Raw genomic sequence first — 26,391 nt, forward strand, 5'->3', positions numbered from 1 at the left:
CCGATGCCCCCGAAGGGGGCAAACCCATTGGGCCAAAACGGCGGACGGGCTGCGCATCCGGCTGGCCCATTGGGCAACGGGCGACAAGGGAACGGTGCTGCTGTTTCCGGGGCGCACCGAATACGTTGAAAAATACGGGCCTGCGGCAGGTGAATTCGCCGCCCGGGGCTATGCCATGATCGCGGTGGATTGGCGCGGTCAGGGTTTGGCGGACCGGATGATCGATGACCCGACCGGCGGGCATGTGGTGCATTTCACCGATTACCAACAGGATGTGGCGGCGATGGTTGCGGCGGCCGAACGGCTGAACCTGCCGCGGCCCTTTTATCTGGTGGCCCATTCCATGGGGGGCGCCATCGGGTTGCGCGCCCTGCATGACGGGCTGCCGGTGAAGGCGGCGGTATTTTCGGCGCCCATGTGGGGCATCGTCATGGCCCCTGCCCTGCGCCCTCTGGCCTGGTCGCTGTCATGGGCCAGCCAAAGGTTGGGGTTTGACCATGCCTTTGCCCCCGGCACGTCGAAAGAATCCTATGTGATCGCCAACGGGTTTGAGGAAAACATGCTGACCGGCGACCCTGCCATGTGGGCATGGATGCAGGCCCAGGTCGCGGCACACCCGGAACTTGTGATCGGCGGCCCATCGCTGCGCTGGCTTTACGAGGCGCTGCACGACGGGCGGGCGCTGTCACGGATACCATCGCCGGATATTCCCACGCTCACCACCCTGGGCAGTGAAGAACAGATCGTCGATCCCGGGCGGATCAGATCGCGCATGTGGGCATGGCCGGACGGTACGCTGACGATGATAGACGGCGGACGCCATGAGGTGATGATGGAAACCCCGGCCCGGCGCGGCCAGTTCTATGATGATGCCTGCGCCCTGTTCGACACCCACCCCTGAGGGCGCTCAGGCCGCCCGCATCACCGTTTGGTGCTGGCGGCCAAGGCGCCCCACCTCAAGCTCCATCACATCGCCGGGTTTCAGGTAAACCTGCGGGCGTCGCCCCATCCCAACCCCGGACGGCGAACCGGTGGCGATAATATCGCCAGGGTGCAGCGACATGAACTGCGAAATATAACTGATCAGCCGGGCCACCGGAAAGATCATGTTCGATGTATGCCCGTCCTGCATCAGTTCGCCGTTCAGTGTCAGACGCAGCGCCATATCCTGCGGATCGCCCGCCTCGTCCGGGGTGACAAGCCAGGGGCCGACGGGGCCGAAGGTGTCGGCGGATTTGCCCTTGGTCCATTGGCCTGCGCGCTCAAGCTGGAACTCGCGGTCGCTCAGATCGTTCACGGCGACATATCCGGCCACATGGGACAGGGCGGTTTCTTCGTCCACGTTGCTGGCGCGGTGCCCGATCACCACGCCCAGTTCCGCCTCCCAATCTGCCTTTTGCGAGTCGCGGGGCAGGATCACATTGTCACTCGGGCCACACAGGGCCGACGTGGCCTTGAGAAAAAAGATCGGCTCGCGCGGGGGCTGCATGTTATTTTCGCGGGCGTGGTCGGTGTAATTCATCCCGACACATATGTATTTTCCGACCTGTCCCACAGGAATGCCCAGCCGCGGGGCGCCTTCGACCACCGGATATTTGCGCGGATCCACCCCGTGCAGTTCAGCCAGCGCAGGCCCTGCGATGTCGGAAAAATCCCGTGAAATATCCCTGATTGTGCCCTGGCGGTCCATGACGCCGGGGCGTTCGGCCCCCGGTTGGCCGAATCGCACAAATCTCATTACATGCTCCAAAATATCTGTGACCAGTGAACGTGAGGCCTGACCCAAGGTCAAGCAGATGGCCGCTGGCACACAGGCATCAGGTGCGAGGCCGCCAGCTAGATTTCGACCTCGGTAAACGCGTCGCGCAGGGCGACCGACCAGGCCGCGCTCATGGCGTGAAACACCGGATCGTCGGCTTCGATCCGGCGATAATCGGCCTGCAACGCCCCTTCGCGTATCACGGTCAGATCCAGCGGCATCCCCACCGAAAGGTTGGACCGCAGGGTGGAATCCATCGACAGCAGAACCGCCTTTTGCGCATCGGCCAGCGAGGTTTCCATGGTCACCACCCGATCAAGTATCGGCTTGCCATATTTATGCTCGCCGATCTGAAGGAACGGGGTGTCGGTGGTGGATTCGATAAAATTTCCCTCGGGATAGACCAGAAACATGCGCATCCCGCCCCCCTTGCGCTGACCGGCGACGATCATCGTTGCACTGGCATTCTGGGTCATTCCGCCCATCTTCAGCGCCACGTCGCGGGCCACGGTGGACAAGGTATTGCCGACAATTTCGGCCACCCGCAGCATGGTCGGGGCCGTCAGGATAGATTCGGTGCCCGAATCCGGGTTGTCGGTGGCGTCTTCCAGGCGGGCGATGGTGGTTTGTGTCACCGAAAGGCTGCCGGCGGTCATGATGGTGATCACCCGCTCGCCCGGCTCTTCGAATGTGAAGGTCTTTTTATAGACCGAAATATTATCAAGCCCGGCATTGGTGCGCGTGTCCGACAGCAAAATCATGCCCGCGTTCAGCAAAAGCCCCACACAATATGTCATCCGTTTACCTGTCCGAAACCATCTGCCGCTTAATCGCGTCTCATTATGCCGCAAACGGGGAATGCGCAATGCGCGCAACGCACCTGTGCGGCCCCGGGCAGCGGCGACACCGCGTCACTGCTGGGTCTGGCTTTGGCTTTGGCCTGCTGTGTCGTTCTGGACGTGCACGTCGACCTCAAGCGCCTCGATGCCCGCACCATCCACCACGCCACGGATCGGCGCCGCGCCCTCGGCATCATGCCCCGAGCCAAGCCGGACATAGCGTTCGTCCGGACAGCACCCGTTGGCCGGGTCGAACCCGATCCAGCCGATGCCGGCAACCCAGAGTTCGGCCCAGGCGTGGCTTGCCTCATGCGCCACGCCATCGGAACCGGATTCCAGATATCCGGTGACATAGCGCGCGGGAATATCGCTGGCCAGTGCGACGGCAATCAGGGCATGGGCATGGTCCTGACACACGCCGCGCCCCTGGGCCAATGCCTCGGCGCCGCTGGTGGCGCTGGTGGTTTCGCCGGGGCAATATTCGATCGCCTCGGCCACTGCATTGGCCAGGGCATGGGCGCGGGCCAACGGGTCATCCTCGGGGGTATCGGCAAGCGCCAGTTCCGCCAGCGCGTAAATCGCACGATCAGGACCGGTTGAAATGGTCGGGCGCAAATAAGCCTCGGGCGGGACGGTTTCGCGGTGGCCGCGCAGAACCCCGGCCAGATCATGGGTTTCAACCGTTCCGCGCACCATCACGCGCACCTCATGCACCGGTCCCGGTACCGAAATCGTCTCGATCCAGTCCCCGGCGCCATCCCGAAACGCGGCACCACGCAACGCGCCCTCGACCTCGACCTGCCATTCAATCACCTGCTGGCCCTCGAATTGCGACGGGGTCAGGCGGTGGCTTTGTACCACGCTGCGCATGGGCGGGTTAAAGCGGTACAGGGTTTCATGGCTGATTGTCAGTCTCATCGCACGTCCCCGCTCAGATACATTTCCTGCACTTCACCGCCCAAGGTGGCGACGTTGCCGATCATCCGGCTGAGGAATTCATGCAGCCCCTCATCGAACACGTCCTGCACCTGCATTTCCGACATTTCGCCCACCATTTCGCGCACCTTGGTCTGGGCCGCGCCCGAGCGGCCATAGGCCCGCGCCAGACGGTCAAGGTGCGTATTCGCCCCCTCGATCGAACTCAGCAAGGACCGGGGGCATTGCCGGTTCAACACCAGAAAATCCACGATCTTGGGCGGGCTGATTTCACCCCCATAGGCCCAGTTGAACGCCCGGCTTGACGACATGGACCGCAACAGCGTGCGCCACTGGTAATTGTCCAACCCCGACCCGACATAGCTGAGCTGTGGCAAGAGCGTGAAATATTTTACGTCCAGCATCCGCGCGGTACTGTCGGCCCGTTCCAGATAATGACCGATGTTGGTGAAATCATAGCCGTCGTTGCGCAACTGGGTGTTCATCCCCGCGCCCCGTATCAGGGCGGTGGTGCGCAGTGTCCAATCCGTCAGGTCAGACAGGGACAGGCGTGACCGTTCAACACGGCCAAATTCCTCAACCTCCTGAAAGGCGATATTCAGGGCGTCCCACACCTGGCTGGTCAGGGCGGTGCGCACGATGCGCCCGTTCTCGCGGGCCTTTTCGATACAGGACGCCACCGAATTGGGGTTGTCACGGTCGAAAAACAGATGGGTTTCGACGTTGCGCTGCACAACCTCCGAGAATTTTTCACCAAAGCCAAAGGCGGTGCCACTGGCCTGCAACACTGATTCCCAATCGTTGCGGTATCCGCCGCCGGTGTTGGGGATCAGGGCATTGCGCGCCCCCACTTCCAACAGGCGGGCGTTGGTTTCGGCCCGTTCGATGTAACGGGCGATCCAGTACAGGTTTTCGGCGGTTCTGCTCAGCATGTCCGGCCCCTCATTCCGCCATCACCCAGGTGTCTTTCACCCCGCCCCCCTGGGACGAATTGACCACAAGCGACCCTTCGGTCAGCGCCACCCGTGTCAGCCCGCCGGGGACAAGTTCGATGTTCTGCCCCACCAGACAATAGGGGCGCAAATCCACATGGCGCGGCGCGATACCTTCGTCCACGAACGTGGGGCATGTGGACAGGGCCAGCGTTGGCTGGGCGATGTAATTCCACGGTTTTTCGCGAATCTTGTCCGCGAACAGTTCAATCGTTGCCTTGTCGGCGCGCGGGCCAACCAACATGCCATATCCGCCCGAACCGTGCACCTCTTTCACCACCAGTTCAGAGAGATGCTCCAGCACATAGCGGCAATCCTCTTTCTTGGCGCATTGCCAGGTGGGGACGTTGTTCAGGATCGGTGCCTCGCCCAGATAGAACCGGATCATTTCGGGCACATAGGTATAGATCGCCTTGTCATCGGCCACACCGGCCCCGGGCGCCGAACAGATCGACACCCCGCCCGAGCGATAGACATTCATCAACCCCGGCACACCCAGCATCAGAATCAGGGCGAAAACACAGCGGGTCCATGAAGGCGTCGTCGATCCGGCGGTAAATCACATCCACCCGCTTTGGCCCTTCGGTGGTGCGCATCCAGCAATAATCGCCCTCAACGAACAGATCGGCCCCTTCCACCAGTTCGACACCCATCATGTCAGCCAGAAAGGAATGTTCGTAATAGGCGCTGTTGAAATGGCCGGGGGTGAAAATCACCACCCGCGGTTCATTTTCGCATTTGTCGGGGGCCACGCTGGCCAGGGTACGGCGCAGCAGAGTCGGGTAATTTTCAACGGGCGCAATGCGGTTGTGCTGAAACAGATCGGGGAACATGCGCATCATGATTTCCCGGTTTTCCAGCATATAGCTCACACCGGATGGCGTGCGGCAGTTGTCCTCCAGCACGAAAAATTCATCCGGGCCGGTACGCACCAGATCAACGCCAACGATGTGCGAATACACGCCCTTGGGGGGGACAATACCGCAAACCGCTGTCTCATACGCCTCGTTCTGATAGACCAGCCGCCCGGGAATACGCCCCGCCTTCACAATCTCGCCCCGGCCATAAACATCGACCAGAAACGCATTCAACGCCCGCGCCCGTTGTTTGATGCCCCGTTCCAGCCGCGCCCATTCATCGGCCTGAAACACCCGTGGAAACATATCGAACGGGATCAGCCTGTCGGGGCTGCCCCCCTCGCCATAGACGGCGAAGGTGATTCCGATGCGGCGGAACAGCGCCTCGGCCTCGCTCTGTTTCAGATTGCGCAATTCCTGTGGCATGTCCCGGCTCCACCCAAGAAGCCCCTGATACGGCATGCGCACGGTTTCACCATCGAACATTTCGTTGAAATAGTTTGTGATGGCCACTCTCCCGTTGACTGTACCCCGACCCTAACAAGCGATTGGCGAAAATGGAAACACCCTAATGCGTGGCGGGAATTTTACCCCCGCAACACCGCGCCGCGCCCGAAAACCGCGCAATGTGCAACACAGGCGCAATTCCGCCGAGCGATCGGCCACCTTCAACGCAACCTTGACGTTTGCGGGGTCAGACCACACCTTTAGGTTGTATCGCGCCCAACGCTCGCGTTGGCGAACCGTAACTGAAACCGACTATGCAGCGCCGATTTGGCGCAAGGGGGCATCATGGCCGTCGCCGGTATCTTCCTGAGTACGTTTATCGCGCTGGTTGTATCCGCCGGGTTCGCGGCATTCAGCACCCTGCCGTTTTCCCAGTTGGTTTTGTTGTACGTTCTAACCTCTCTGGCATCCTTTGCAGGGATAATGTTGCGGTTCATCTGGTTGCCGGAAACGTCCGCCAACAGCGCAAATTCGGGCTTTCACGCCCACGCCCGACAGGAATAGCCCAAGCCGCAGAGTTGGGATTTTACGTCCAATCTGCCCGAAATTCCGGCATTTCCACGGGGCACCGCGACGGCTTATTGGTGCGATCAAGGGAATCACGCCCTTTCCCGCTTTCCGCAGAAAATCACCCCATATTGAACCATAAATATTCTCGTCCGGGGCGGCGCCACTGGCCAGTGGCAGTCGGCTGACCTATCTAGATGGGACATAACGACGAGGATTCCATGCAAAAACCCGTTTTCGATGCCCACGCCGATTCTGGCGGCGATTTTGGCAACCTTCCCGAATGGGATCTGAGCGATCTCTACACCGGGCAGGACGCCCCCGAACTTGCCCGCGATATGGCGTGGCTGGAAAAGGCCTGTGCCGATTTCGCCGCCACCTATGAGGGAAAGCTGGCCGATCTTGACGCCCCCGGCCTGTTGGCCTGTGTGCTGGCCTATGAAAAGATTGATCTGATCGCCGGGCGGATCATGTCTTTTGCCGGGTTGCGGTATTATCAGCAAACCACCGATCCCGACCGCGCCAAATTCATGTCCGACTGTCAGGACAAGATCACCGTTTTCACCGCGCCTCTGGTGTTTTTCTCTTTAGAGATCAATCGCATCCCTGACGCACAACTTGACGGGGTGTTCGCGGCCGATGCCGATCTGGCCCGCTATCGCCCGGTATTTGACCGGTTGCGCGCCATGCGGCCCTATCAGCTTTCGGATGAGTTGGAGAAATTCCTTCACGATCAATCCACCGTGGGGGCCGCCGCATGGAACCGGCTGTTCGACGAAACCATCGCCGGGCTGACCTTTGATATCGACGGCGAAGAAACCGGCATCGAAGCAACCCTGAATTTGCTGACCGATCCGATCCGCGATCAACGCGAAAAAGGCGCCCGTGCGCTGTCCGAGGTATTCGGGCGCAACGTCGCGCTGTTCGCCCGGGTGCACAACACGCTGGCCAAGGAAAAAGAGATCGAGGATCGCTGGCGCAAGATGCCCACCCCGCAAACCGGGCGGCATCTGGCCAACGACGTGGAACCCGAGGTGGTCGAAGCCCTGCGCAACGCCGTGGTCAACGCCTATCCGCGCCTGTCGCATCGCTATTACGAGTTGAAACGCAAATGGCTGGGCCTTGACGTTCTTGAGGTCTGGGACCGCAACGCGCCCCTGCCGATGGAGCAAAACCGCACCGTCAACTGGGACGAGGCGCAACAGATGGTCATGGATGCCTACAGCGATTTCGCACCGCAGATGGCCGATCTGGCTGAACCTTTCTTTTCAAAGGGTTGGATTGATGCCGGGGTGAAACCGGGCAAGGCACCCGGGGCATTCGCCCACCCCACCGTCACCGATGTGCATCCTTATGTATTGCTGAATTATCTGGGAAAACCGCGCGATGTGATGACCCTTGCCCATGAGTTGGGCCATGGGGTGCATCAGGTTTTGGCCGCCGATCAGGGTGAATTGCTGGCCTCGACCCCGCTGACCCTGGCCGAAACCGCCAGTGTGTTTGGCGAAATGCTCACCTTCCGCAAACTTCTGGCCGCGGCGAAAACCCCGGCAGAACGCAAGGTTCTGCTGGCCGGCAAGGTTGAGGATATGATCAACACGGTCGTTCGCCAGATCGCGTTCTATGACTTTGAGTGCAAATTGCACGACGCCCGGCGCGCGGGCGAGTTGACGCCAGACGACATCAACGCCCTGTGGATGTCGGTGCAGGGCGAAAGCCTTGGCCCGGCGTTCACCTACATGGACCGCTATGAAACCTTCTGGGCCTATATCCCGCACTTCGTGCATTCGCCATTCTACGTCTATGCCTATGCTTTTGGCGATGGCCTCGTGAATGCGCTTTATGCCGTCTACGAAGAGGGCGCGCCGGGATTTCAGGACAAATATTTCGACATGCTCAAGGCTGGCGGTTCAAAACACCACAAGGAACTGTTGGCGCCCTTCGGCCTTGATGCCAGCGACCCGGCGTTCTGGGACAAGGGGTTGTCGATGATCGAAGGTTTCATCGACGAACTTGAGGCGATGGAAGACTGACTTTCCGGGGCGGGCCATTTCTGGTCCGCCCCTGTCCGGCTCAGATTGCCTCACCAACCGCAAAGGCCATGTCGATCATCCGCTGTGTTCCCCGGGAAAATTCCAGCGGGCAAGCATAGGGCGTGCCGTCCTGCGCAGCGCGACCAAAGGCTTCGACCTGAAGAACATAATGATCGACCTGCGGAAAGCGGTGGGTCGTGACCGCCATATCGGAATTCTCAAGGTGCAGTTCCGCCTGCCCGAAAACACCGGCATTGAACGGTGTACTCAGGGTCATCACCCCGCCATCGCCATGAAAGGTCATCCGTTGATTCGGGAACATCCGCATGGATGTGACGGAATTATAGGTGAACCCCGGAAAATCCGCACAGACATGGGCGAAGGTATCGACGTCGTTTTCAAACCGCAGGCGTGCGGTCACGCGCTCTGGCTCGGCACCGGTGACAAAGCGGGCCGATCCAAAGGTGTAAACCCCGATATCACGCAGCCCGCCGCCACCGGTTTCGGGGCGGTTGCGGATATTTCCGGCGTCATCCGCATTGTTATAGCAGAACATCCCATCCACATGGATCAAACGCCCGATGGCCCCTTCGGCCAGCAAATCACGCGCCATGATCCACTGGGGGTGATGCACGATCATATAGGCCTCGGCCGCCAAAAGACCGGCCGCATCGCGCGCTGCAATCAGATCGTCAAAATCAGCATCCGCCAAACCGATGGGTTTTTCCGTCAGCACATGTTTGCCCGCCGCCAGCGCCTTTTTCGTCCACTCCACATGAAGATGATTGGGCAGCGGGATGTAAACGGCGTCAATCTCATCGCTGGCCAGCAACGCATCATAGGTGTCATACACCTTGATATCCGGCGCGAAGGCGACAAAACCAACCGCCTTTTGCGCCGATGATGTGGCCAATCCGGCCAACGTGGCGCCGCGTGCGGCATGAATTGCCGGGCCCATGTGATTAAGCGCGAATTTCGACGCGCCCAGGATTCCCCAACGGATGATTTCTGGCATTTTGCCCCCCTTGAACTCGGCGGCACAATGGGGGCATATTTACCTCACGTCAACGCATCCCGCCAGTGCGGGAACCCGCGCAGATCAGGCGGCGGGCATCATGCCCTTGTCCCGCGCCAGTTCGGTCATCCGTTTTTGCAGCTTTTCAAACGCCCGCACCTCGATCTGGCGGATCCGTTCGCGGCTGACATCGTATTGCCCCGACAGATCCTCAAGGGTGACCGGCTGATCCTCAAGGCGGCGCTGCATCAGAATGTCCTTTTCCCGGTCATTCAGCACATCCATCGCTTCCATCAACAGGGCGCGGCGGGATTCCAGCTCGTCGCGCGCCTCGTAATCGCCGGCCTGATCGGCATCTTCATCCTCAAGCCAGTCCTGCCACTGCGCGGCCCCTTCGCCATCTTGCGAAATCGTCGCATTCAACGAGGCATCACCGCCCGACAGGCGCCGATTCATGCTGATGACTTCGGTTTCGGTCACGCTCAGGTCTTTGGCAATACGCGCCACATGTTCGGGGCGCAGATCGCCATCCTCAAGCGCGCCAATCCGGGCCTTTGCCTTGCGCAGGTTGAAAAACAGCTTTTTCTGGGCGCTGGTGGTGCCAAGTTTCACCATCGACCACGACCGCAACACATATTCCTGAATCGAGGCGCGAATCCACCACATGGCATAGGTCGCCAGACGGAACCCTTTTTCCGGGTCGAATTTCTTGACCGCCTGCATCAGGCCGACATTGGCCTCGGAAATCACCTCGGCCTGGGGCAACCCATAGCCACGATAGCCCATGGCGATTTTTGCCGCCAGTCGCAGGTGCGATGTGACCATTTTGTGCGCCGCTTCGGTATCTTCATCCTCGACCCAGCGCTTGGCCAACATGTATTCCTCTTCCGGTTCAAGCATCGGAAATTTGCGGATTTCCTGAAGATACCGGTTCAGCCCCTGCTCGGGGGACGGTGCGGGAAGGTTTGCATAAGTCGCCATCTGGATCAGCCCCTGTTCTGCCCCCGGATGTTTCGGGGATTAACATGCAAGTAGTGAACGAAGCGGTTCAGTTCAAGAACCACTAACGTCATTATCTTAACACTAAATGAAGGTCACTGCGATTTAGGTCCATCCATGACGATGATTGTCACGCCCTTGTGGCCCGTTGAAACATTTACCCGGCGGGTTGGCGCAAAACGTCCAGCAGCGCGGCCATATCGTCGGGCAACGGGGATTGAAACGTCATCTCATCGCCTGTGCCCGGATGGACAAACCCCAGACTGGCCGCATGCAACGCCTGACGCGCAAAGCCCTGCACGGCCCCCAACGCCGCCGCGCTTACCGCCTTTGCCGACAATTTACGCCGTCCGCCATAGGTGGGATCACCGATCAACCCATGCCCCGCGTGGGCCATATGCACCCTGATCTGATGGGTCCGCCCGGTTTCAAGGCGGCATGCCACCAGTGCCGCGACGGGCGGCATACCAAGCCGTTCAAGGGTTTCCACCCGCGTCACCGCATGGCGCCCCCCTGAAACAACACCGCCTGACGCTGGCGATCGGTTTTGTGGCGGGCCAGTTGGGTCGTGATTTTCATCACGCTCCCGGATTCGAAACTGATGCCGCGCGTGCCATGCAGACGCGGATCGGCGGCATCGGGCGCCCCGTGGCACAGGGCCAGATAATGGCGCCGCGCACTGTGCGCCTCGAACTGCGCGGCAAGTCCGTGATGGGCGCGATCACTTTTCGCCACCACCAACAACCCGCTGGTGTCCTTGTCGATCCGATGCACAATGCCCGGGCGTTTTTCACCGCCCACACCCGACAATTCACCGCCAAAATGGTGCAGCAGCGCATTCACCAACGTCCCCGAAGGAGAACCGGGTGCGGGATGCACCACCATGCCCGCCGGTTTGTCGATGACGATCAGATCGTCGTCTTCATGGACGACGTTCAGGGCGATGTCTTCGGGCAGGATGTGGCTGTCTTCTGCCACGGGCACGTTAATATCCACCACATCGCCCGCCGCGACGCGGGCCTTCTGATCCTGCATCACTGTGCCGTTCAGCCGCACCGCCCCGTCGGCAATCAGCCGCGCAAGGCGCGAGCGCGACAGATGCGCCGCCTCTGGTACGTCCTGCGCCAGTGCTTTATCAAGACGGGCGGGCGGCGCGTCCGAAATCACGACCCTGAGGGATGTTTCAGCCATGGACGATACTCCGCTTGATCCTGAACAGCAGCGCATGCTGCGGTTCCTGCGTATTCTGGTAACCGGGCTGACCGCCACGATGCTGGTCGGGCTGATAATCCTGATCACGCTGTTTGTCACCCGCTTCCCCGAGGCCACGCCGGTGATCGCCCTGCCTGACAGCATCGCCCTCCCGGATGGCACCAGCGTCACCGCCTTTACCCGCGGTCCCGATTGGCTCGCGGTGGTGACGGGCGACGACGAAATCCTGATTCTCGACGCCACCGGCCAGAGTGTGCAGCAACGTATCAAAATCGAACGATAGGGAAATGGTACCACCTCCTGGTCCAGCAAGATCATAGTTACGGGCAGCAAAACAACGGCTAAGGTGTCCACCCAACCGTCGCATTCGGCACCATACGAATCAATGAGTTATCGGGAAGGTGTCCACCGTAACTTTTACCACCGAATCCTGAAACGATACCGCCGCCGCTTCAAGTTGATACCCTTTCGACTGCGGTTCATGAAACCACCCCGCACTCACTCAATCACTCCCAGAACACTCTCAATCCGGTGCAGTGCGAGTTTCATTTCCTGCATCCGCAGCCCCGGCTGCGTGACACCACCTGCCCACCAGAATGTTTCGATCAGCATCTCACCCCTGGCCACGCGAGGCGCCATGGCATCCAGCACCGCCCGCACTGCCCCGGTGCGCGGGTCAAACTCAGCGCAGCCCTCTACCGCCGCCCGCAAAACTGCGATCCATTCGCGCTTTTGCTCTCGACCGATGATAGCCTCTGACCAATCGCCACCAAACGCAACGTTAGATAGCTGGCGCTTACGATCCATGTTTTTACCCTCTTGATTGATGAGAACATTTGTAGAACATTTATACGCCTCACGCTATCGGGCAGGTATGGTTCATGGATGAATTTAGAACGCTATACATAGATATGAACGCCTTTTTTGCGTCAGTTGAGCAGCATGAAAACGCCGATCTGCGCGGGCGGCCTGTTGGAATCACAGCAGTCGATTCGGACAGCGGATCCTGCGTGGCCTGCTCATACGAGGCCAAGGCATTCGGGATCAGGACAGGTACACACGTCCGCGAGGCGCGGCGCCTCTGCCCGCAGATCGTACTGCTGCCATCACGACACCGGCTCTATGTACGGTACAATCTGAGGATCGCCGCCATCCTGGATGAGATGGCCGAGGTTGAGCGCATCCGGTCAGTCGATGAGTTCCAGATCAAATTATCCGGCGCAGCACGCGCCGAGCATGGCGCATTCGCCCTTGTGGCGGCGATGAAGGCCCGCGTTGCGCAGGAGATCGGGCCAACAATCCGGTTTTCGGCCGGGATTGGCCCCAACCACCTGCTAGCAAAGATCGCGGGCAAACTCGAAAAACCTGACGGGTGCCAATGGCTCAGCCCGCGGAACCTGCCCGATCGGCTGGCACACCTGGCTCTCGACGATCTGCCCGGAATCTCTCGCGGCATAATGCTAAAGCTGAGCAAGGCCGGGGTCAGAGACATCCCGACCCTCTACCATCTGGATCCCCGCCAAGCGCGTGCCATCTGGAACAGCATCGAGGGCGAACGCTTTGTGCGCGCGCTCCAGGGCATGGACATCCCTCTGACCGAGACGCAGCGCCACGGCTATGGCAACTCGAAAATTCTTTCCCCAGATTTCCGCGCACCCAAAGAGGCGTATCTGGTCAGCCGCTGGCTCATCGAAAAATCAGCGCGTAGGCTCAGGCGCGACGGACGGGTAACCAGTCGCCTCTCTGTCATGATGCACATCATCCCAACCAATTCCGCCCGCGCCAGCATAAAGTGCGAGGCGACAGCCGACACCGGCTATCTTTTGCGGCTGCACCGAGAGCTATGGGTGCGCATCTGGCACCATCACCGGCCTCGACACATCGCGTCAATCGGCATTCACCTTGGAGACGTCAGCCTTATGGATGACCGACCGGGCGATCTATTTACACCGCTTGCACCCGCGACCCGGTCCCCTGGCGAAACAGTGTCGAGCCTTGTTGACATGATCAATGGCAGGTTTGGCGCCGAAACAATCCGCTACGGTGAAAACCGCCCGCATCCTGGCTTCTTTGAGCGGGGCTGACAGAATGGCACAGCGCATGTTCAATGAGCCGGGAAACACCTCACGAATTCAGAGCCGCATCGTGGCCGCCGCAGCCCACACCCAAACCATCGTACGCTATCTCGCAGCAAATGCAGCACATCCACCCCTCCGAATGTGTCTTGTTTTCCCTGCCGATTTTGGCCGCAGAAAGCCGGTTATCATGGTCTGGCCGCGCGAGTGGCTCACCCAGCCCGATCAAGGGAACATCCTCGAGGGCCTTCCTCCCGGCGGAATTGATGTGATGGCAGCGTGTCGAACTGGTCGCTTCGGTAGATATTTACGACTTCGGACTAGAGTAGCGGCGGGACCTGGTCGTTCGCGGCACCAATTCCGAACTGCAGCACTGTACAGTAAGACATCAACCGCACCCGTTCGGGCAACCTGTTGCTATTTTTATCGAATAGCATCATGCTTTTCTCGACAAAAAAGATTCATTGCCAGACAGTAGGAAATATTTTGGGTCGCGAAACACCACCGAAAATAAGGCGACAATTGCGACAAGAGGCGTTCTTCGGTTGCGCTAAGTGTGGCTCTCCAATTCTTCAATATCACCATATAATTGAGTTCGCAGAACATGGGCATTACGACCCAGAGCACATGATTGCAATTTGTCCGACTTGTCATCAGAGCCTTGGCAAGATGCGTCGTGACCGATGCTACGAACTTAAGAAAAATCCAGTCAATAAGCGCAATGGAAGGATCCGGGGTGAGCTTGGGACTAAAGCTGAAACCACCTCCTTTTTGGTCGGGTCCTGCACCTACCTAGATACGCCCATCATATTTTCATATTTTGAGACTCCTATAATTCGATACACAATAGAAGATGGTCAGGCTCTACTGGATATCTACATTCCAAGAGAAGACATGTGGCCAGATATATTGATTAAAAAGAACGATTTGATCGTCAATACAGGTAACAAGTGGGACATCGAATTTCGCACTGATTTCCTAAGAATCCAAAAGGAGTTTGGAAAAACCTATTTCCAGATCGATTTAAGAAAGGACGTGGCTGAGATTCGGGGGCAATTCTCCATAGCGGGTGAGGAGTTTCGTTTCTCTCCCGCCTCCACCAATGTCAACGGAGCGAGGATTACGGGTGCCACTCTGATTCGCTGCGCTTGCGGGATTGCCGTAGGTGATGGCAAGCAAAAGCTTTTCTGGCCAAACTATGCGATGGCGCACCCACGGGCGGCTCTCGTTTCTTTCCCTTGACACGTGTGTGCGCTGAGCGGGCTGGTAGATCGAAAAACTGTACCATGGGTCAAGCGCTTACACAGGGCTTCGAACAGTCATCTATTGCAATAAATGTTCGTCTCGTTGGATTGTCGGATCAGTCTTGTACCCAAGCATCCTTTTTATCCCAGACATGCGATTTTCCGCAATGTGGGCAACTAGCTGAGTTATGGCTTAAATTTGCGTTCGAAAACGACAATTTATCCATCCCGAATCCGGTATTTACCGGCAGGCCCGTTTTTGGGCACTTGATCATCACCATTCCCATGATTCGCTCCTTTTGAAATAGGAACCATAGTATAATTGATTTCTGGGTTTACCGTGAATCATTTCAACTAAGCCTCAAAAGCCGCCACCGCATCCGAATCTTATCGCTCTTCACAGCCCGACCAAACGCATGACTCCACACGCTTTTCAACCATCTGCACCTTGCGCGGCCGTTTGGCATGAATCATCAACCCCGCTTTATTGTGAATACACGCTATGCGCGGGACATAGCCTATTCAACCGAAAGGTGTTGTCATCATGACGGCCAAAGAGAAAAGCTAGTCAGAACAGTTTAAGTAAGGCGCCAGTGTGCTGGACCTGCATCACTTCGGCTCGCCCAGCCTCCCCAACGCCTCACGGGCATAGCGCTCGATCAACCGGTCCAGCACACCGTCACCCGGCGTCAGGGCCTTGAGGGCATCCGGCACGCTCTCTTTAAGGTGCGCGACGACATGCGCCCGGACGGTGGCGAATCCGGCATCTGCACCATATTTCATCGCGCTTTCCACGCCGGTCATGATCGCCTGGTGCAGATTTTCCTGATGACGCTTTTCGATCTGGATGCCGGTATAGGCAGCGAATGCGCCGCGCCCCCGGTTGAGAATGAACGTCAGCACCAGGCCGATCACCGTGATGATTGCGGTTTGCACCTGTTCGCTGGTCAGCAGGCTGTTGATGAATTCCATGGTCGTTACCTCTTATGCTTCATTGGTGGAAAGGGTGCCCGTGGGGGCGGTGGGTGCCGGATTGCCGGTGAATCCGGCCGGGGCGCGAAACCCCAGCAGGCGGTCGCGGGCGATCCATGTCTCGGTCACGTTGTCGGATTGATTGCCGCCGATCACGCGCAGGGCGTCGTCGCTCTGGCCGGTCAAAATAGCGACATGGCCGTTCCAGCTGCGCGTCTTGTGGGTGCGCCAGAACACCGCCACAGCGCCGCTGACAGCCTCGCAAGGCGCCCCATACTCCAACCAGTTGCGCGCCCCGAGGCGGTTAAACGGCTGCGGCTCATCTGGCGCACCCGCCGCCATACAGTGCGCAACGAACAGCCCGCACCACGGCACATCGTCGCCCGGATACCATTGGTCGAGATTGCGCGCCCAACCCATGATCTCCGGGTTGCTGGCCGCGCCGGGAACTTCCCGCGTGCCCAGCAGCGCGCGGGCCTCGGCCAGCCAGGCCGGTTCATGGCCCCGCGCCTCTGGGATCGGGGCGGGCCTGGCATCTGCCCCCCACAGCGCCGCCAATGTCAGAGGGCCGGGGAAATCCCGCGCCCGATACCCATGGGCAGCTTTGAATGCCGACACGGCATTGCGGGTGGCAGGCCCGGCCACGCCATCAATCTGCCCGCGATAATACCCCAGATCGGCCAGACGGCCCTGCAACGTCGCGATGGATTCCTGAGTGAATGTCATGTCGATACCTCATGTCAAAAGACCCCGCTGGCGGGGAAATTCAGGGCGACCGAAGCCGCCCCGTTTGGCTCACAGGTGTGCTGTGGCCGCCGCGACAGCCATCATGCTGGCCTTCTGAAAATCGGTGATGGCGATAGCCGCCTCACGTGCCCCCGGCCCCTTTTCGTCACGGATGTTTTCACATTCCGAAATTGCCGCAGCGACGATGGCCTTGATGCGTTCAACCGAATCGATACCGCTGGGATTGAACTTCATGCGCACAAGCGCGGCGGCGGAATTGTTGATTGCGCTCTCCCCATCCGGGATGGCGGCGGTGTGGATTTTCACATGCATGTCAGTGTCCTTTTTTCTGACTGTTCCCGTTGACGCTCGGGCGGCGAAAGGGCTTTGGCCCAATGCTGGAAACCCCGCTGGCGGGGCTGGTGGGTTGCGATAGTGGGGGGGATCAGTGGGCGCGGATTTCGAAGGGGATGCGCGGCGAGCGGAAGGTTATTGGTTCGGCCCCGCGCACCATGCCGGGGCAGTTGGTATATGCGGCCTCAAAGACAAAATCGGCGGTCGGATCGAGGCCAACCGGCGTCACCAGCCGAATATCAATGGTTGTCCATATCAGGCCAATGTTGCGGCCAACGCCGGGGTTGAGCCGCTGTGCCGGGGCCAACTGATCAGAGCGCGGATTGACAAAGCCCCATTGCGTGGACCCCGGCACGATCCGGCAACGGATACCGGGTGCAACACGGCGCAGCTTGATCTGGATGTCGCACGGCTGGCGCTCAACGCAATATCCGTCCAGCGGTCGGGTGTTGGTCAATGATACCTCGAACACCTTGCTTGGACGGCGCAGGGATTCAATGTCATCACGCACGTCGGCCATCTGATCCAGCACGTTTTCAACGCGATCCACCAGTTGATGAAGCGATTCCGGCGTGTTCCAGATTGCCATTGCCCGCTTTTTCACCGGCTCGAACAGCAGGATAACGATGGCGCCGATCATCGCGACCACGATCCAGTCGACACTCTTTGAGATAAACCGCTCCCAGATCATCTGGCGCAGCGGCTTGTGTTCATCAGACATAAGAACCTCTCGAAATTCTAGGACCAGCGCCAGACGCTGACGGCCAGCCACATCGCCAGCCGGCACCACGGCCCGACACCATCGGCGCGCAACGCCTCGTGGAATTCCGCCGCCGCCGTGACCCGCGACCAGTCGCAGGCCAGCAACCAGTCATGCAGCGCGGCGGATTTGAGATAATGCGGGTTGTGCGGCGAAAACGCCCACCGCAGGCTCCACGGCACCGACACATCGAACACCCAACCGACCGGCACGGTGACCGCCAGCCCGCTGCCCTTGCGCCCCACGTCCCAAATCAGCGGGCCGGTGGTGGCATAGAGCATCCCACCGCGTGGCGCGCACCACCCGGCGGCATCGGTGTAACCGCTCACGGCCAGTGGGTATCGTCGGCGAAATCAGCCGGGATGCCACTGGCCTTGAGGGCATAGGCGGCAAAGACATGGGCCGACTCGTGCGCCGCAGCCGCCTGCCCAAAGGCAAAGCAGGTCTGGGCATCCATGGGCACCACGCTGTTGTCGGCAGCAATCCACGCAAACCCTTCGGTGGCGTTGGCCCAGAAATAATCGCCGACCTGCGCCCCCTGCCCCAGCGCAAACCCGGCCAGCGTGGCCGCGCCGGTGATCCGCGCCTGTGACACCGCGTCGAAATCATACCAGACTCCGCCGAACTCAAACCCCGCGCGCAAGCGGCGATCCCTCTCGATGTTCAGCGCCACCTTGAGGGTGTCGGCGGCCTGTTCGGCCTTGTCCTCGGCGGTGATCGCTTGGGTAAAGTCGATGTTGCTCATTCTGTGACCTCGGTTTCATAGGGCGGCAGGGTGACCGGGCCGTCGCTGGTGAGGGTGATTGGCGCGGCGAACCGGGTTGCCTCGGGCGCGTCGGCGCCATGGGGCAAGGTCAGGACGATGTGCAATACACCGCTCATCCGACTGACCGGGCCGCAAAACCAATCGCTGGCGATGGCCTCGGCTGGCAGGGTTGCGCCATCGGGCAGCGCCGAGAAATCGAACACCTCGCCGTTGACGGTCAGGGTGTCGCCCGTGCGGCTGAGCGTCAGACGATTATCGCTGCGCATGGGGGATAATGTGATATGCATGGCGTTCTCCTTCAGAACCAGCGGCCAGTGGCCGTGATGTGGATATCCACAGAGTCACTGCCGCCCCAGTCACCGGAATTCTTGCCAAAATAAAGAGTTGCGTTTGTGTTGCCTGTGGAGCGCGTCGAGATGGTCGCCGGGATGGATGCCGTCCAATTGCCCGACCCAGACGCAGCGCCATCGCGGTAATCCATCGGCACGACTTGCATGGATGGTCGGCCTGAAAAGGCCGCAGGAAAGGTCCATGTCCCTTGCAGGGTATTGGTGGAAATTGTGGATAGCCGGATTGCATGCCAACATACCTGCGTCCCGTCAGAGAGTCGGACGTAATTGCCGTTGGCGTTGGTGCCGTATTCAGCATCGATCCGTCGCCATGTCCGCCATGAACCACCGCGTTTTTCGCGGCGATAGACGCTGTATCCGCCTGCCGCATTGCGGCGGTAGAATTCCTGCAACTGGGTGTCGGAATTCGACACCATCGCCAGAACGACCGATCCGGTTGGTCCGGTACCATCCGGCGTTTCCGTCGTTGTGGAGTTCACAGAGTACAGGCCACTGGCCACGATGCTGTCCAGTGATAGCGTCGGCAACGACGCCGCATCACCACCAACGCCAAACCCTCCGACGCGCAGAGCACGGCCAGGCGTGGAGTCGTAGGTCGACTCCTGAAGCTCCGCAGTGATGAAACCGCTGTTCAGCACTGCGATGAAGTCATTCACGTCCGACCTCAGATTCGGAAAACCGGCAAAAAACGCATCGGCCTTGGCCGCGAACGTCGCCGGATCGGCACGGCTGGGGATATCAGCCAGGGCGCGGATCGGTGTGGCCGGGGTATATGTTGCCATTAGGTCAGTCCTTCGATTTCGAGTGTCACAAAACTGACACCCCCTGTGGTAAGCGGGATTGTGTAATCGCTGTAAAAGCCGATGACGGTCGCCCCGTATTGCGGAATATCCGACCCCGCGAAATAGACGGTTGGCGTGGCCCGCACCGACGACAGCACCCGGTCCACCCGCCGCGCATCGCTGGGCGCCATCGCAAACTGAAATGTTGCATCGCGCGAAAACGACCGGGGGACGATGATCGCGCGCCCATAGGCGTCCCGCTCTTTACGGCTGTAATCGGTGATGCCGATTTCGCTGCCGATCAGCGTGGTCCCAAGGGCCTGGACCTGACCCATTGCAATGATGCCGACCTCGGCGGTCCCTGCCCCGGCATCGATTGTCACCGCTATCGATGTGCCTGGATAGCCGGGCAGCCCGACAAAAAGGGCCTCAGTGTCAAAGATGACCGGCTCGTGAAAATACGTAAACCAGTCAATAACCGGTGTATTGTCCACGATCTGGCGCGTCACATCGTAAAGCGTCGTGACAGATTCCGTGATCTTGACGCGCACCGAACCGGCATTAAGGGCAAAGAACGCCAAGCCGGTCACAAGCCGATCCGGCGCGAATGTATAGGTGATTGTTCCCGTGCGCGACACAACATCACCAACCCGCAGATCGAACGCCCGCCAGCGGTTGGTTGCGCCGATCTCTATCCATTTGGTGCCATCATCATCCGTCGGATCGTTGCCGGTGTTGCTGGCGATGGCGGATTCATAGACACGGTGGGTGGCGCCGGTCACGATCACCTTGTCGGCAAGGTCATAGGTTGTTCCGGCATCCCATACCGCAAAATCATCCTCGGTGACGTTTGAGGCGGTAAGAATGGCGTTGGTCATGGCGATGGGGGGTAAAACATTCATGCGTCGATCCTTTCCGGTGGCAACCCGTCCACGTCGAATTTTCGCAGGCTGTCGGCGGACTTGCGGGTATTGTTCGCGATCTGCATCCCAAGCTGGCGCTGCTCATCTCTGAACCCTGCCAACTCGGTTTTCAGTGCCTTGATCTCGCGAGCCATGTCGGGATTCCCGCCACCCAGCATGCTTTTGGTCTGTGCCGCGCTGTAGATCCGTGACGGCCCGGTCGCCTCCAATTCGGGGCCGTTTTCCCCGACCCAGCGCAGTCCGCCCAGGTGATCGCCGCCCGATGCAAAGCCGGGAATCGTGAGGCCGATGCTGGACCAGTCAAAGGCCTGCGGCATGAATTTCCGTTCGCCGCTGAGAATTTCCGCGCGGCCATAGTCGCGGTAGTGACCCGCCGGATCATTTTTGTACCCGCTGGTTGCCGCCGCCAGATCGCTGTAGATGCGCAGGTAATCGCCGCCATCAACCGCAACGTTTTTGGATTTGAACTGCCCCCAGAGATAATCGATCACGTTGCCGACGATATGGAACCCGTTGATGTTGTCCGTCGCCGACAGACCCGCGACTTGCGCAGCAACGGCACCCGGCGCCTGATCTGTCGAAACCCCCGCAGCCCGCGCAACCCCGGCCAGCCCCGCCATCGTGGTCAGGACATTGCCGCTGGCATCCCGTGACAATGTGTCTGCCACCCTGTTTGCCGCTGATATCCGCGCGCTCAGGGCGTCGGCCTGCATGGTGCGCGCAGCCTCGGCCCGGATGGCATCGGCCAGATCAACCAACGCCGTGCGCAGCGCCCCCATTGGTGCGGTAATGTTTGCCGCCGTGATGCTGCCGAACCAGGTGGAAAAGCTGCCCGACGGATCGAAACTGAACGACCCGCCCAATGTGATCTTGCCCGCCGCGCCACCGTTGATCGCAGACAACAACGTCGCCTGCGCCCCGGTCAGCCCACCAAGCGACACCGACCCGACAATCACCCGGCTGATCCGCCCGCTTTCGGCCCGCAGCAGGCGCAGCTGATCGCCGGTGATCCCCGGCAGGCCGAACAGACCCTTCATTGTCTTGGAGATCGTGCCCCCGGTGGCATAGAGCATGCGCGATTGCGCACCGGTCAGGGCGCCGTCAAAGGTTATCGCAGCCTTCATTGTCTTGGCGATGGTGCCGCCAGTGGCCCGCAAAATTCCCCGCTGGGCGGCATCAAGAGTACCGTCGAATGCCACCCCGCCACGCATCGTCTTGCGGATGGAGCCGCCCGTCGCCACAAGCAACCGCTGCTCATCAAACGTCAGCGCGCGCAGGAATTTCACCGTGCCGACGATATTCTTGCCCACGGTGCCGCCGGTGGTCCACAACAGCCGCTGATCATTTGCGGTCAGGCGGGCCAGCGTTACCTTGCCGTTGATCGTGCGCCCCACCGTTGTGGCCACACCGTCACTCAGCTGGCGCAGGAACAGCAGGCCCGTGGCGCTCAGGCCCGCCGGGTTCACCGCCGCCGTGATCGTGCGCAACACGTTGGCGCCGCTGGCCTGCAACGCCTGGCGCGCCTCAACGCTCAGGGTATCGGCAAAGGCGGTGGCGATGGTGATCGCCCGCGCGCCTTCGGTGTTGGCATTCAGCAGCAGGTTACGCGTGGCCGCAGGCATGTCGCGCACCAGAATGCCGGTGATGTTGGTGATGAACTTGCCTTGCTGGGCAAACAGAACCCGCTGGGCCGCTGCGCCGATCCTGGCGGTGTCAAACCCGGCGCGGATCATCGCGGCATAGGTGCCGGCCTGCTCAAAGATCACCCGCTGCGCCGCCGCCCCAACGCGGGGCAGATCGAAACCGGCCCGGATGGCAACGCCGTAATCGCCGCCCTGCTCAAACAGAACCCTTTGGCCTGCCTTGCCGATTTTCGGCAGGTTGAATGCCGCCTCAATGGCCACGGCATAGGCCCCGACATTGCCAAGGGCCAGCCGCTTTGCCGCTGCGCCCATGTTGGTGGCCAGCACCGCATTGACCGTGCGCGACAATTCCGAATTTCCGGCCAGCGCCAGTTGCATCAGATCCGCAGGCAGGCGCGAACCGGCGATCAGGTTCACCGTTTTATCCAGCGCCGATGCCGTGCGAACCGCCACCCAGGCTGTTTTCGCGTCCAGCTTTTTGCCCAGCGTCAGATCGATGGTCTTGATATGCTCGGATGAACTGGTCAGCGCCAACCACTTCTGATCCGGCGTCAGATCGGAGCGCACGACGAAATCAATGGTGCCGGAAACCCCGTCCTGCGCATTGGCGATCAACCGGCGCACATCGGCAGGCAGGTTGGCCGTGGCCAGCAGATCAACCGTGACGTTGAGCCGCTCTTTCAGAAACGCATAATTGATCATTTCCGCCGATTTGATCGCGCCTTCCAGCGCCCCAAGCTGACTGTCCAGCGCCTCAATGTGCGCCGGGTCCAGCACCCCGCCGCCCTTGAGGTATTCGCTCACATTGCCCAGCAGTGTGACCTGCTCACCCAGCAAACCGGCAATCACATCGTGGCGCGCGCCCTCGACATCGGCCACGCCCGACGCTAGCCCCAGATCGGCCAGCACCCGCGCCTCTGCCCGGGCCTGTTCCACGCGGGTGCGCGCCGTCGCCGCAGTGCTGTCCAGCAACGCCCGCGCCGCGCCGGTCAGATCGCCCGCCGCCGCGTTATCGCCCGATACCGCACGGGCGAGGATCGACTGGAACCGCGCCTCGTTGAACGCCCGTGCCTGCAAGCCGCTCACCAGCGCGCCGGATGTCCCGCGCAGATCGGCGATGAATTGGCGCAGGGATGTGGCCGTGCGATACCACAGGGATGCCGCCTGTTCACTGGCCCGTTGCGAGGCGGTCGCATCGGTAATCATCCCCTGAATGCCGCTGGTGATATTGCCCGCCATGTCGTTGATCGCAGCCGTGAATGACCCGATGGCGGGCAGGATCGCGTCAAACGCCCCGGACAGGCCGATCAGCGCGGCATAGTTGTTGCGCCCCGACACCGTGGTCAGGTCCATCGCCTCGATCATCGCGCGATATTGGTTGCGGGTGCGCGGCATGGTCAGGTTCAGCGCATCCATCACGGCACTGGTCTGTCGTGTCGTCACGGCCAGCCGTTCGGCCTCGGAATAAAACGCCGAATAATATGCCGTCGTCGCGCTGTTCATGGCATCCAGCCCGCCAAAGGCATCGGCCAGTTGCGATGCCGCAGCCGCCCCCGACAGGCCCGCCAGATCAAATGTATGCCCCAACGTGTCGGTAATCCGCTGCACCGCGCTCAGGGACGTGGCCAGCCGGTTCAGCGTGGCCGATGCCCCCTCACCATCCTTGGCCAGCGCAGCAATGCCGGGGATCAATCCCGCAAAGGCATCGCCCAGATTGGTCATCTCATCCTGGATGGCTTGCAGGGCCTGTTCATCAGTCATGCCCTTGGTGGACAATTCCACCTGATAGGCGAAATTCGCAAACGCCGATTGCCCGACGCCCAACGAGGCCGCAGCATCCATAATCCCGGTCTGGATACCCGAAACCGCCTTCATCAGCGGATTGGCCAGTTCCGCCGCCGCCTCTTCGTATTCCGTGCGGTACTTCGTCGACAGCCCCAGAAACCGGGTGATTTTCAGATCCTTGAATGTCTCGATCAAGGCGTCGAAGTTGTTCACGGTGACGCGCAGGCCGGTGTCCAGAACTTCGGTCTTTTTCTTGAAGAACGCGAACACCGCAGCGACAGCCAGCAGCGGCGCCGCAATTGCACCAATCGCGCCCGCAATGGCCGTGCCGGTGCCGGTGGCAAGCGCCGTGCCAACCTGTGCGCCTATGGCCCCGAACATCCCGCCGATGCCCCCGCCCAGCAACCCACCAGCGGCCAGCCCCATGCCCCCGATGAAAGCCGAGCCAAGCCCGGCCACACCGCCGATCACACTGGACAGGATACCCCCGCCGCCGGGCACAGCGCCGCCGATACCCCCGGCAGAGGCCGCGCCGCCCGCCAATGTGCCACCCATGCCGAGACTGATCAAAATCTTATTCTTGATCGCCGCAGCCGCCATCTGCTTGAGCGTGTTTGTGAAAATATCCACCAACCCGCTCAGCCCATTGCGGAACCCATCGACCATGTAATCAACCGCGCTGTCGATACCCTGGGAAAACGTCTGATCGACCGTATCAATCGCGCCCTGCGCCGTGCTGGTGATCTGACGGATAAGATCGCTGGTTTGCTCTTTAATCCCGGCCGTCAGTCCGTCGACAGTTTGACCACCAATCTTCGCCATGACGCGAGATGGCGAATGGATGTCCAGTTTTTCACGCACACCTGACACCATCTTGTCGATCACACTGGCAACACCGGCGACCGGATTGCCGCCATAATTCTTGATGCCCTCTGCCAACCCATCCATTGCCAGCTTGCCAGCCTCAAGCATCCGCTGAGGCCAGTATCCAACCTCGGAATGGATAGCGGTCCAGACACCCTCCATGGCGACCCTGGCCTTCGCCTCCCCACCGGATAGGCCCGTCATCAACGAAACGATGGCAGTCTTCCCCCAGGTCAGAAGCCGACCCGGCCAGGTTGAAACCTCGGCATAGATCGACGCCCAGACCGGCGCAAAAATGTCTTTCCAATTCTCAACATATTGCTTGCCGTAGTCCAGCGCCGCCGCCCAATCGCCACGCAACAGCGCATCGATACCGCCGACGATGACGCCAAGCTGCTCAAAGGCAAAACCACCTGCCGATTTCACCGCCTCCCACAGTCCGGTGAACGCCTGCCCGACAACCGCAGCGGCGCTTTCCAATGCCCCGGTGATCCCCGGAAACCTCTCACTGATCGAGGCCCAGTTGTTATACAGATACGCCCCCGCCGCCGCGCCCGCGATGCCCACCAAAACAAGTGGTGACACCAACGCCCCCAGAACGCCGACCAACGGCGCGGCAGCACTCAGGATGAACCCGAACGCCAGCGCCGCCGGGCCAATCGTTGCCGCGATGGTTGCCCCGATACCCAGAAACCGCTTGGTTGAATCGCTCAAACCGCTAAACCACTTGGCCGCATCTGCCACCCGGTCGGCAATGACTTGCAAAGCGGGCGCCATCACCACCGCAAGCTGATTGCCAACGCCCTTGCCAATCAGCCCAAGTCGGGAAATCGCATCATTTGTATTTTCAATCTGGTCAGCATCCACCTCGGACACCGCCACGCCAAAACGGGTGACATCGTCAGTGGCGGTGCGCAGCGTGGATCCGTCGATCCGGGCCATTTCGGTCGCGGCCCGCTCACCGAACAGCGCGCCCGCGACTGCCGCCCGCTGCGCTTCGGGGATGAATTCCTTGATCGAACTGTTGATCTTCGCGAATTGCTCATCCAGCGGCAGTTTCACCAAATCCTTTGCCGACAGGCCCAGGCGATCCAGCGCCTTCACTGCCGGACCCGTGCCCGCAGCAGCGCGCGACAACCGCTGTTGCAATGCTTTTGTTGCTGCCTCGATCTGCCCCATGCTGACACCGGCCAAATCCCCGGCGCGCGCCAGAACCTGAATCGATTTCACCGTGGTGCCCATGGATTGCGCCATCTTGGCCTGCGCATCCACCGTGGTCAGGCTGGATTTGACAGCCGCCGTGGCAATACCCGCCAGTGGCAAGGTGACGGCAAGCGACATGCGCTTGCCGATCTTTTGCATGTTGGCGCCGATCCGGGCAAACCGCCGCTCCATATCGCCCATAGATGCCTGGGCACGCTTTGCGCCCCTGTCAAAGGCAGCACTGTCCAGCGACAAATTAGCCCGAAGGGCACCGATCACAGCTGACAT

At 60.3% G+C, this 26,391-nt stretch carries 22 protein-coding genes and 2 pseudogenes; 5 read left to right on the forward strand and 19 right to left on the reverse strand.

The genetic code is table 11. The features are described 5' to 3' along the window. Positions 1 to 94 precede the first annotated feature (94 nt). The gene (locus tag AC0L7P_RS15430; RefSeq protein ID WP_473433528.1) at positions 95 to 901 is read left to right on the forward strand and encodes an alpha/beta fold hydrolase; all 807 of its coding nucleotides are present in this window, start codon (positions 95 to 97) and stop codon (positions 899 to 901) included. 6 nt (positions 902 to 907) lie between these two features. Here AC0L7P_RS15430 and AC0L7P_RS15435 read toward each other — a convergent pair whose 3' ends face one another. The 5 genes and pseudogenes from AC0L7P_RS15435 to AC0L7P_RS15455 all read right to left on the reverse strand — a co-directional run bounded on the left by AC0L7P_RS15435 (position 908) and on the right by AC0L7P_RS15455 (position 5,869). Beyond that, complete coding sequence (locus tag AC0L7P_RS15435) at positions 908 to 1,738, reverse strand: fumarylacetoacetate hydrolase family protein (protein WP_473433529.1); 831 nt, start codon at positions 1,736 to 1,738, stop codon at positions 908 to 910. 98 nt (positions 1,739 to 1,836) lie between these two features. Then, positions 1,837 to 2,556: an Ntn hydrolase family protein gene (locus AC0L7P_RS15440; protein WP_473433530.1), complete on the reverse strand. Its 720-nt coding sequence runs from the start codon at positions 2,554 to 2,556 to the stop codon at positions 1,837 to 1,839. Positions 2,557 to 2,670: 114 nt separating this feature from the next. Next, complete coding sequence (locus AC0L7P_RS15445; RefSeq protein WP_473433531.1) at positions 2,671 to 3,516, reverse strand: transglutaminase family protein; 846 nt, start codon at positions 3,514 to 3,516, stop codon at positions 2,671 to 2,673. After that, positions 3,513 to 4,466: an alpha-E domain-containing protein gene (locus AC0L7P_RS15450; protein ID WP_473433532.1), complete on the reverse strand. Its 954-nt coding sequence runs from the start codon at positions 4,464 to 4,466 to the stop codon at positions 3,513 to 3,515. The genes AC0L7P_RS15445 and AC0L7P_RS15450 overlap by 4 nt, the downstream gene beginning before the upstream one ends. 10 nt (positions 4,467 to 4,476) lie before the next feature. Beyond that, positions 4,477 to 5,869: pseudogene (locus tag AC0L7P_RS15455) on the reverse strand (circularly permuted type 2 ATP-grasp protein). Positions 5,870 to 6,618: 749 nt separating this feature from the next. Between AC0L7P_RS15455 and AC0L7P_RS15460 the strand changes: the two are divergent. Beyond that, complete coding sequence (locus AC0L7P_RS15460; RefSeq protein WP_473433533.1) at positions 6,619 to 8,430, forward strand: M3 family oligoendopeptidase; 1,812 nt, start codon at positions 6,619 to 6,621, stop codon at positions 8,428 to 8,430. 40 nt (positions 8,431 to 8,470) lie between these two features. Here the strand turns inward: AC0L7P_RS15460 and AC0L7P_RS15465 are convergent, their stop codons facing one another. The 3 genes and pseudogenes from AC0L7P_RS15465 to AC0L7P_RS15475 form a co-directional block, all read right to left on the reverse strand. Next, positions 8,471 to 9,445, reverse strand: coding sequence for a Gfo/Idh/MocA family protein (locus AC0L7P_RS15465; protein ID WP_473433534.1), 975 nt, complete (start codon positions 9,443 to 9,445; stop codon positions 8,471 to 8,473). Positions 9,446 to 9,529: 84 nt separating this feature from the next. Then, positions 9,530 to 10,426 (reverse strand): RNA polymerase sigma factor RpoH, encoded by an 897-nt coding sequence (gene rpoH, locus AC0L7P_RS15470; RefSeq protein ID WP_473433535.1) that lies wholly within the window; start codon positions 10,424 to 10,426, stop codon positions 9,530 to 9,532. Between the two features lie 175 nt (positions 10,427 to 10,601). Beyond that, positions 10,602 to 11,635 (reverse strand): annotated as a pseudogene (locus AC0L7P_RS15475) (RluA family pseudouridine synthase). Between AC0L7P_RS15475 and AC0L7P_RS15480 the strand changes: the two are divergent. After that, entirely contained in the window at positions 11,634 to 11,939 is a 306-nt protein-coding gene (locus tag AC0L7P_RS15480; RefSeq protein ID WP_473433536.1) for a DUF6476 family protein, read from the forward strand. The pseudogene AC0L7P_RS15475 and the gene AC0L7P_RS15480 overlap by 2 nt on opposite strands. A gap of 215 nt (positions 11,940 to 12,154) precedes the next feature. Here the strand turns inward: AC0L7P_RS15480 and AC0L7P_RS15485 are convergent, their stop codons facing one another. Further along, positions 12,155 to 12,463 (reverse strand): hypothetical protein, encoded by a 309-nt coding sequence (locus tag AC0L7P_RS15485; protein WP_473433537.1) that lies wholly within the window; start codon positions 12,461 to 12,463, stop codon positions 12,155 to 12,157. Positions 12,464 to 12,537: 74 nt separating this feature from the next. Here AC0L7P_RS15485 and AC0L7P_RS15490 point away from each other — a divergent pair, with 74 nt between their 5' ends. Together AC0L7P_RS15490 and AC0L7P_RS15495 are read left to right on the forward strand one after the other, a co-directional pair. Then, a complete protein-coding gene (locus AC0L7P_RS15490; protein ID WP_473433538.1) occupies positions 12,538 to 13,740 on the forward strand; it encodes a DNA polymerase Y family protein in 1,203 nt (400 codons plus the stop codon). Positions 13,741 to 14,169: 429 nt separating this feature from the next. Beyond that, the gene (locus AC0L7P_RS15495; RefSeq protein WP_473433539.1) at positions 14,170 to 14,973 is read left to right on the forward strand and encodes an HNH endonuclease; all 804 of its coding nucleotides are present in this window, start codon (positions 14,170 to 14,172) and stop codon (positions 14,971 to 14,973) included. A 611-nt stretch (positions 14,974 to 15,584) separates the two neighbouring features. Here AC0L7P_RS15495 and AC0L7P_RS15500 read toward each other — a convergent pair. The 10 genes from AC0L7P_RS15500 to AC0L7P_RS15545 form a co-directional block, all read right to left on the reverse strand. Further along, positions 15,585 to 15,947 (reverse strand): hypothetical protein, encoded by a 363-nt coding sequence (locus AC0L7P_RS15500; RefSeq protein ID WP_473433540.1) that lies wholly within the window; start codon positions 15,945 to 15,947, stop codon positions 15,585 to 15,587. Between the two features lie 12 nt (positions 15,948 to 15,959). Further along, positions 15,960 to 16,673, reverse strand: coding sequence for an NlpC/P60 family protein (locus tag AC0L7P_RS15505; RefSeq protein WP_473433541.1), 714 nt, complete (start codon positions 16,671 to 16,673; stop codon positions 15,960 to 15,962). 69 nt (positions 16,674 to 16,742) lie between these two features. Next, positions 16,743 to 17,006, reverse strand: a complete 264-nt coding sequence (locus tag AC0L7P_RS15510) for an Acb2/Tad1 domain-containing protein (RefSeq protein WP_473433542.1) — start codon at positions 17,004 to 17,006, stop codon at positions 16,743 to 16,745. A gap of 112 nt (positions 17,007 to 17,118) precedes the next feature. Next, entirely contained in the window at positions 17,119 to 17,748 is a 630-nt protein-coding gene (locus AC0L7P_RS15515; protein WP_473433543.1) for a hypothetical protein, read from the reverse strand. A 17-nt stretch (positions 17,749 to 17,765) separates the two neighbouring features. Beyond that, positions 17,766 to 18,116 (reverse strand): DUF1353 domain-containing protein, encoded by a 351-nt coding sequence (locus AC0L7P_RS15520; protein ID WP_473433544.1) that lies wholly within the window; start codon positions 18,114 to 18,116, stop codon positions 17,766 to 17,768. Continuing rightward, positions 18,113 to 18,532 carry a DUF4376 domain-containing protein gene (locus tag AC0L7P_RS15525; protein ID WP_473433545.1) on the reverse strand — a complete coding sequence of 140 codons (420 nt, stop codon included), beginning with the start codon at positions 18,530 to 18,532 and terminating at the stop codon, positions 18,113 to 18,115. Before AC0L7P_RS15525 ends, AC0L7P_RS15520 begins: the two co-directional genes overlap by 4 nt. Further along, positions 18,529 to 18,840 carry a hypothetical protein gene (locus tag AC0L7P_RS15530; protein ID WP_473433546.1) on the reverse strand — a complete coding sequence of 104 codons (312 nt, stop codon included), beginning with the start codon at positions 18,838 to 18,840 and terminating at the stop codon, positions 18,529 to 18,531. Before AC0L7P_RS15530 ends, AC0L7P_RS15525 begins: the two co-directional genes overlap by 4 nt. A gap of 11 nt (positions 18,841 to 18,851) precedes the next feature. Next, positions 18,852 to 19,685 carry a pyocin knob domain-containing protein gene (locus tag AC0L7P_RS15535; protein WP_473433547.1) on the reverse strand — a complete coding sequence of 278 codons (834 nt, stop codon included), beginning with the start codon at positions 19,683 to 19,685 and terminating at the stop codon, positions 18,852 to 18,854. Continuing rightward, complete coding sequence (locus tag AC0L7P_RS15540) at positions 19,685 to 20,587, reverse strand: hypothetical protein (RefSeq protein WP_473433548.1); 903 nt, start codon at positions 20,585 to 20,587, stop codon at positions 19,685 to 19,687. The genes AC0L7P_RS15535 and AC0L7P_RS15540 overlap by 1 nt, the downstream gene beginning before the upstream one ends. Beyond that, positions 20,584 to 26,391 (reverse strand): phage tail tape measure protein, encoded by a 5,808-nt coding sequence (locus AC0L7P_RS15545; RefSeq protein ID WP_473433549.1) that lies wholly within the window; start codon positions 26,389 to 26,391, stop codon positions 20,584 to 20,586. The genes AC0L7P_RS15540 and AC0L7P_RS15545 overlap by 4 nt, the downstream gene beginning before the upstream one ends.

Source organism: Oceaniglobus sp. K40-3, from assembly GCF_055808395.1.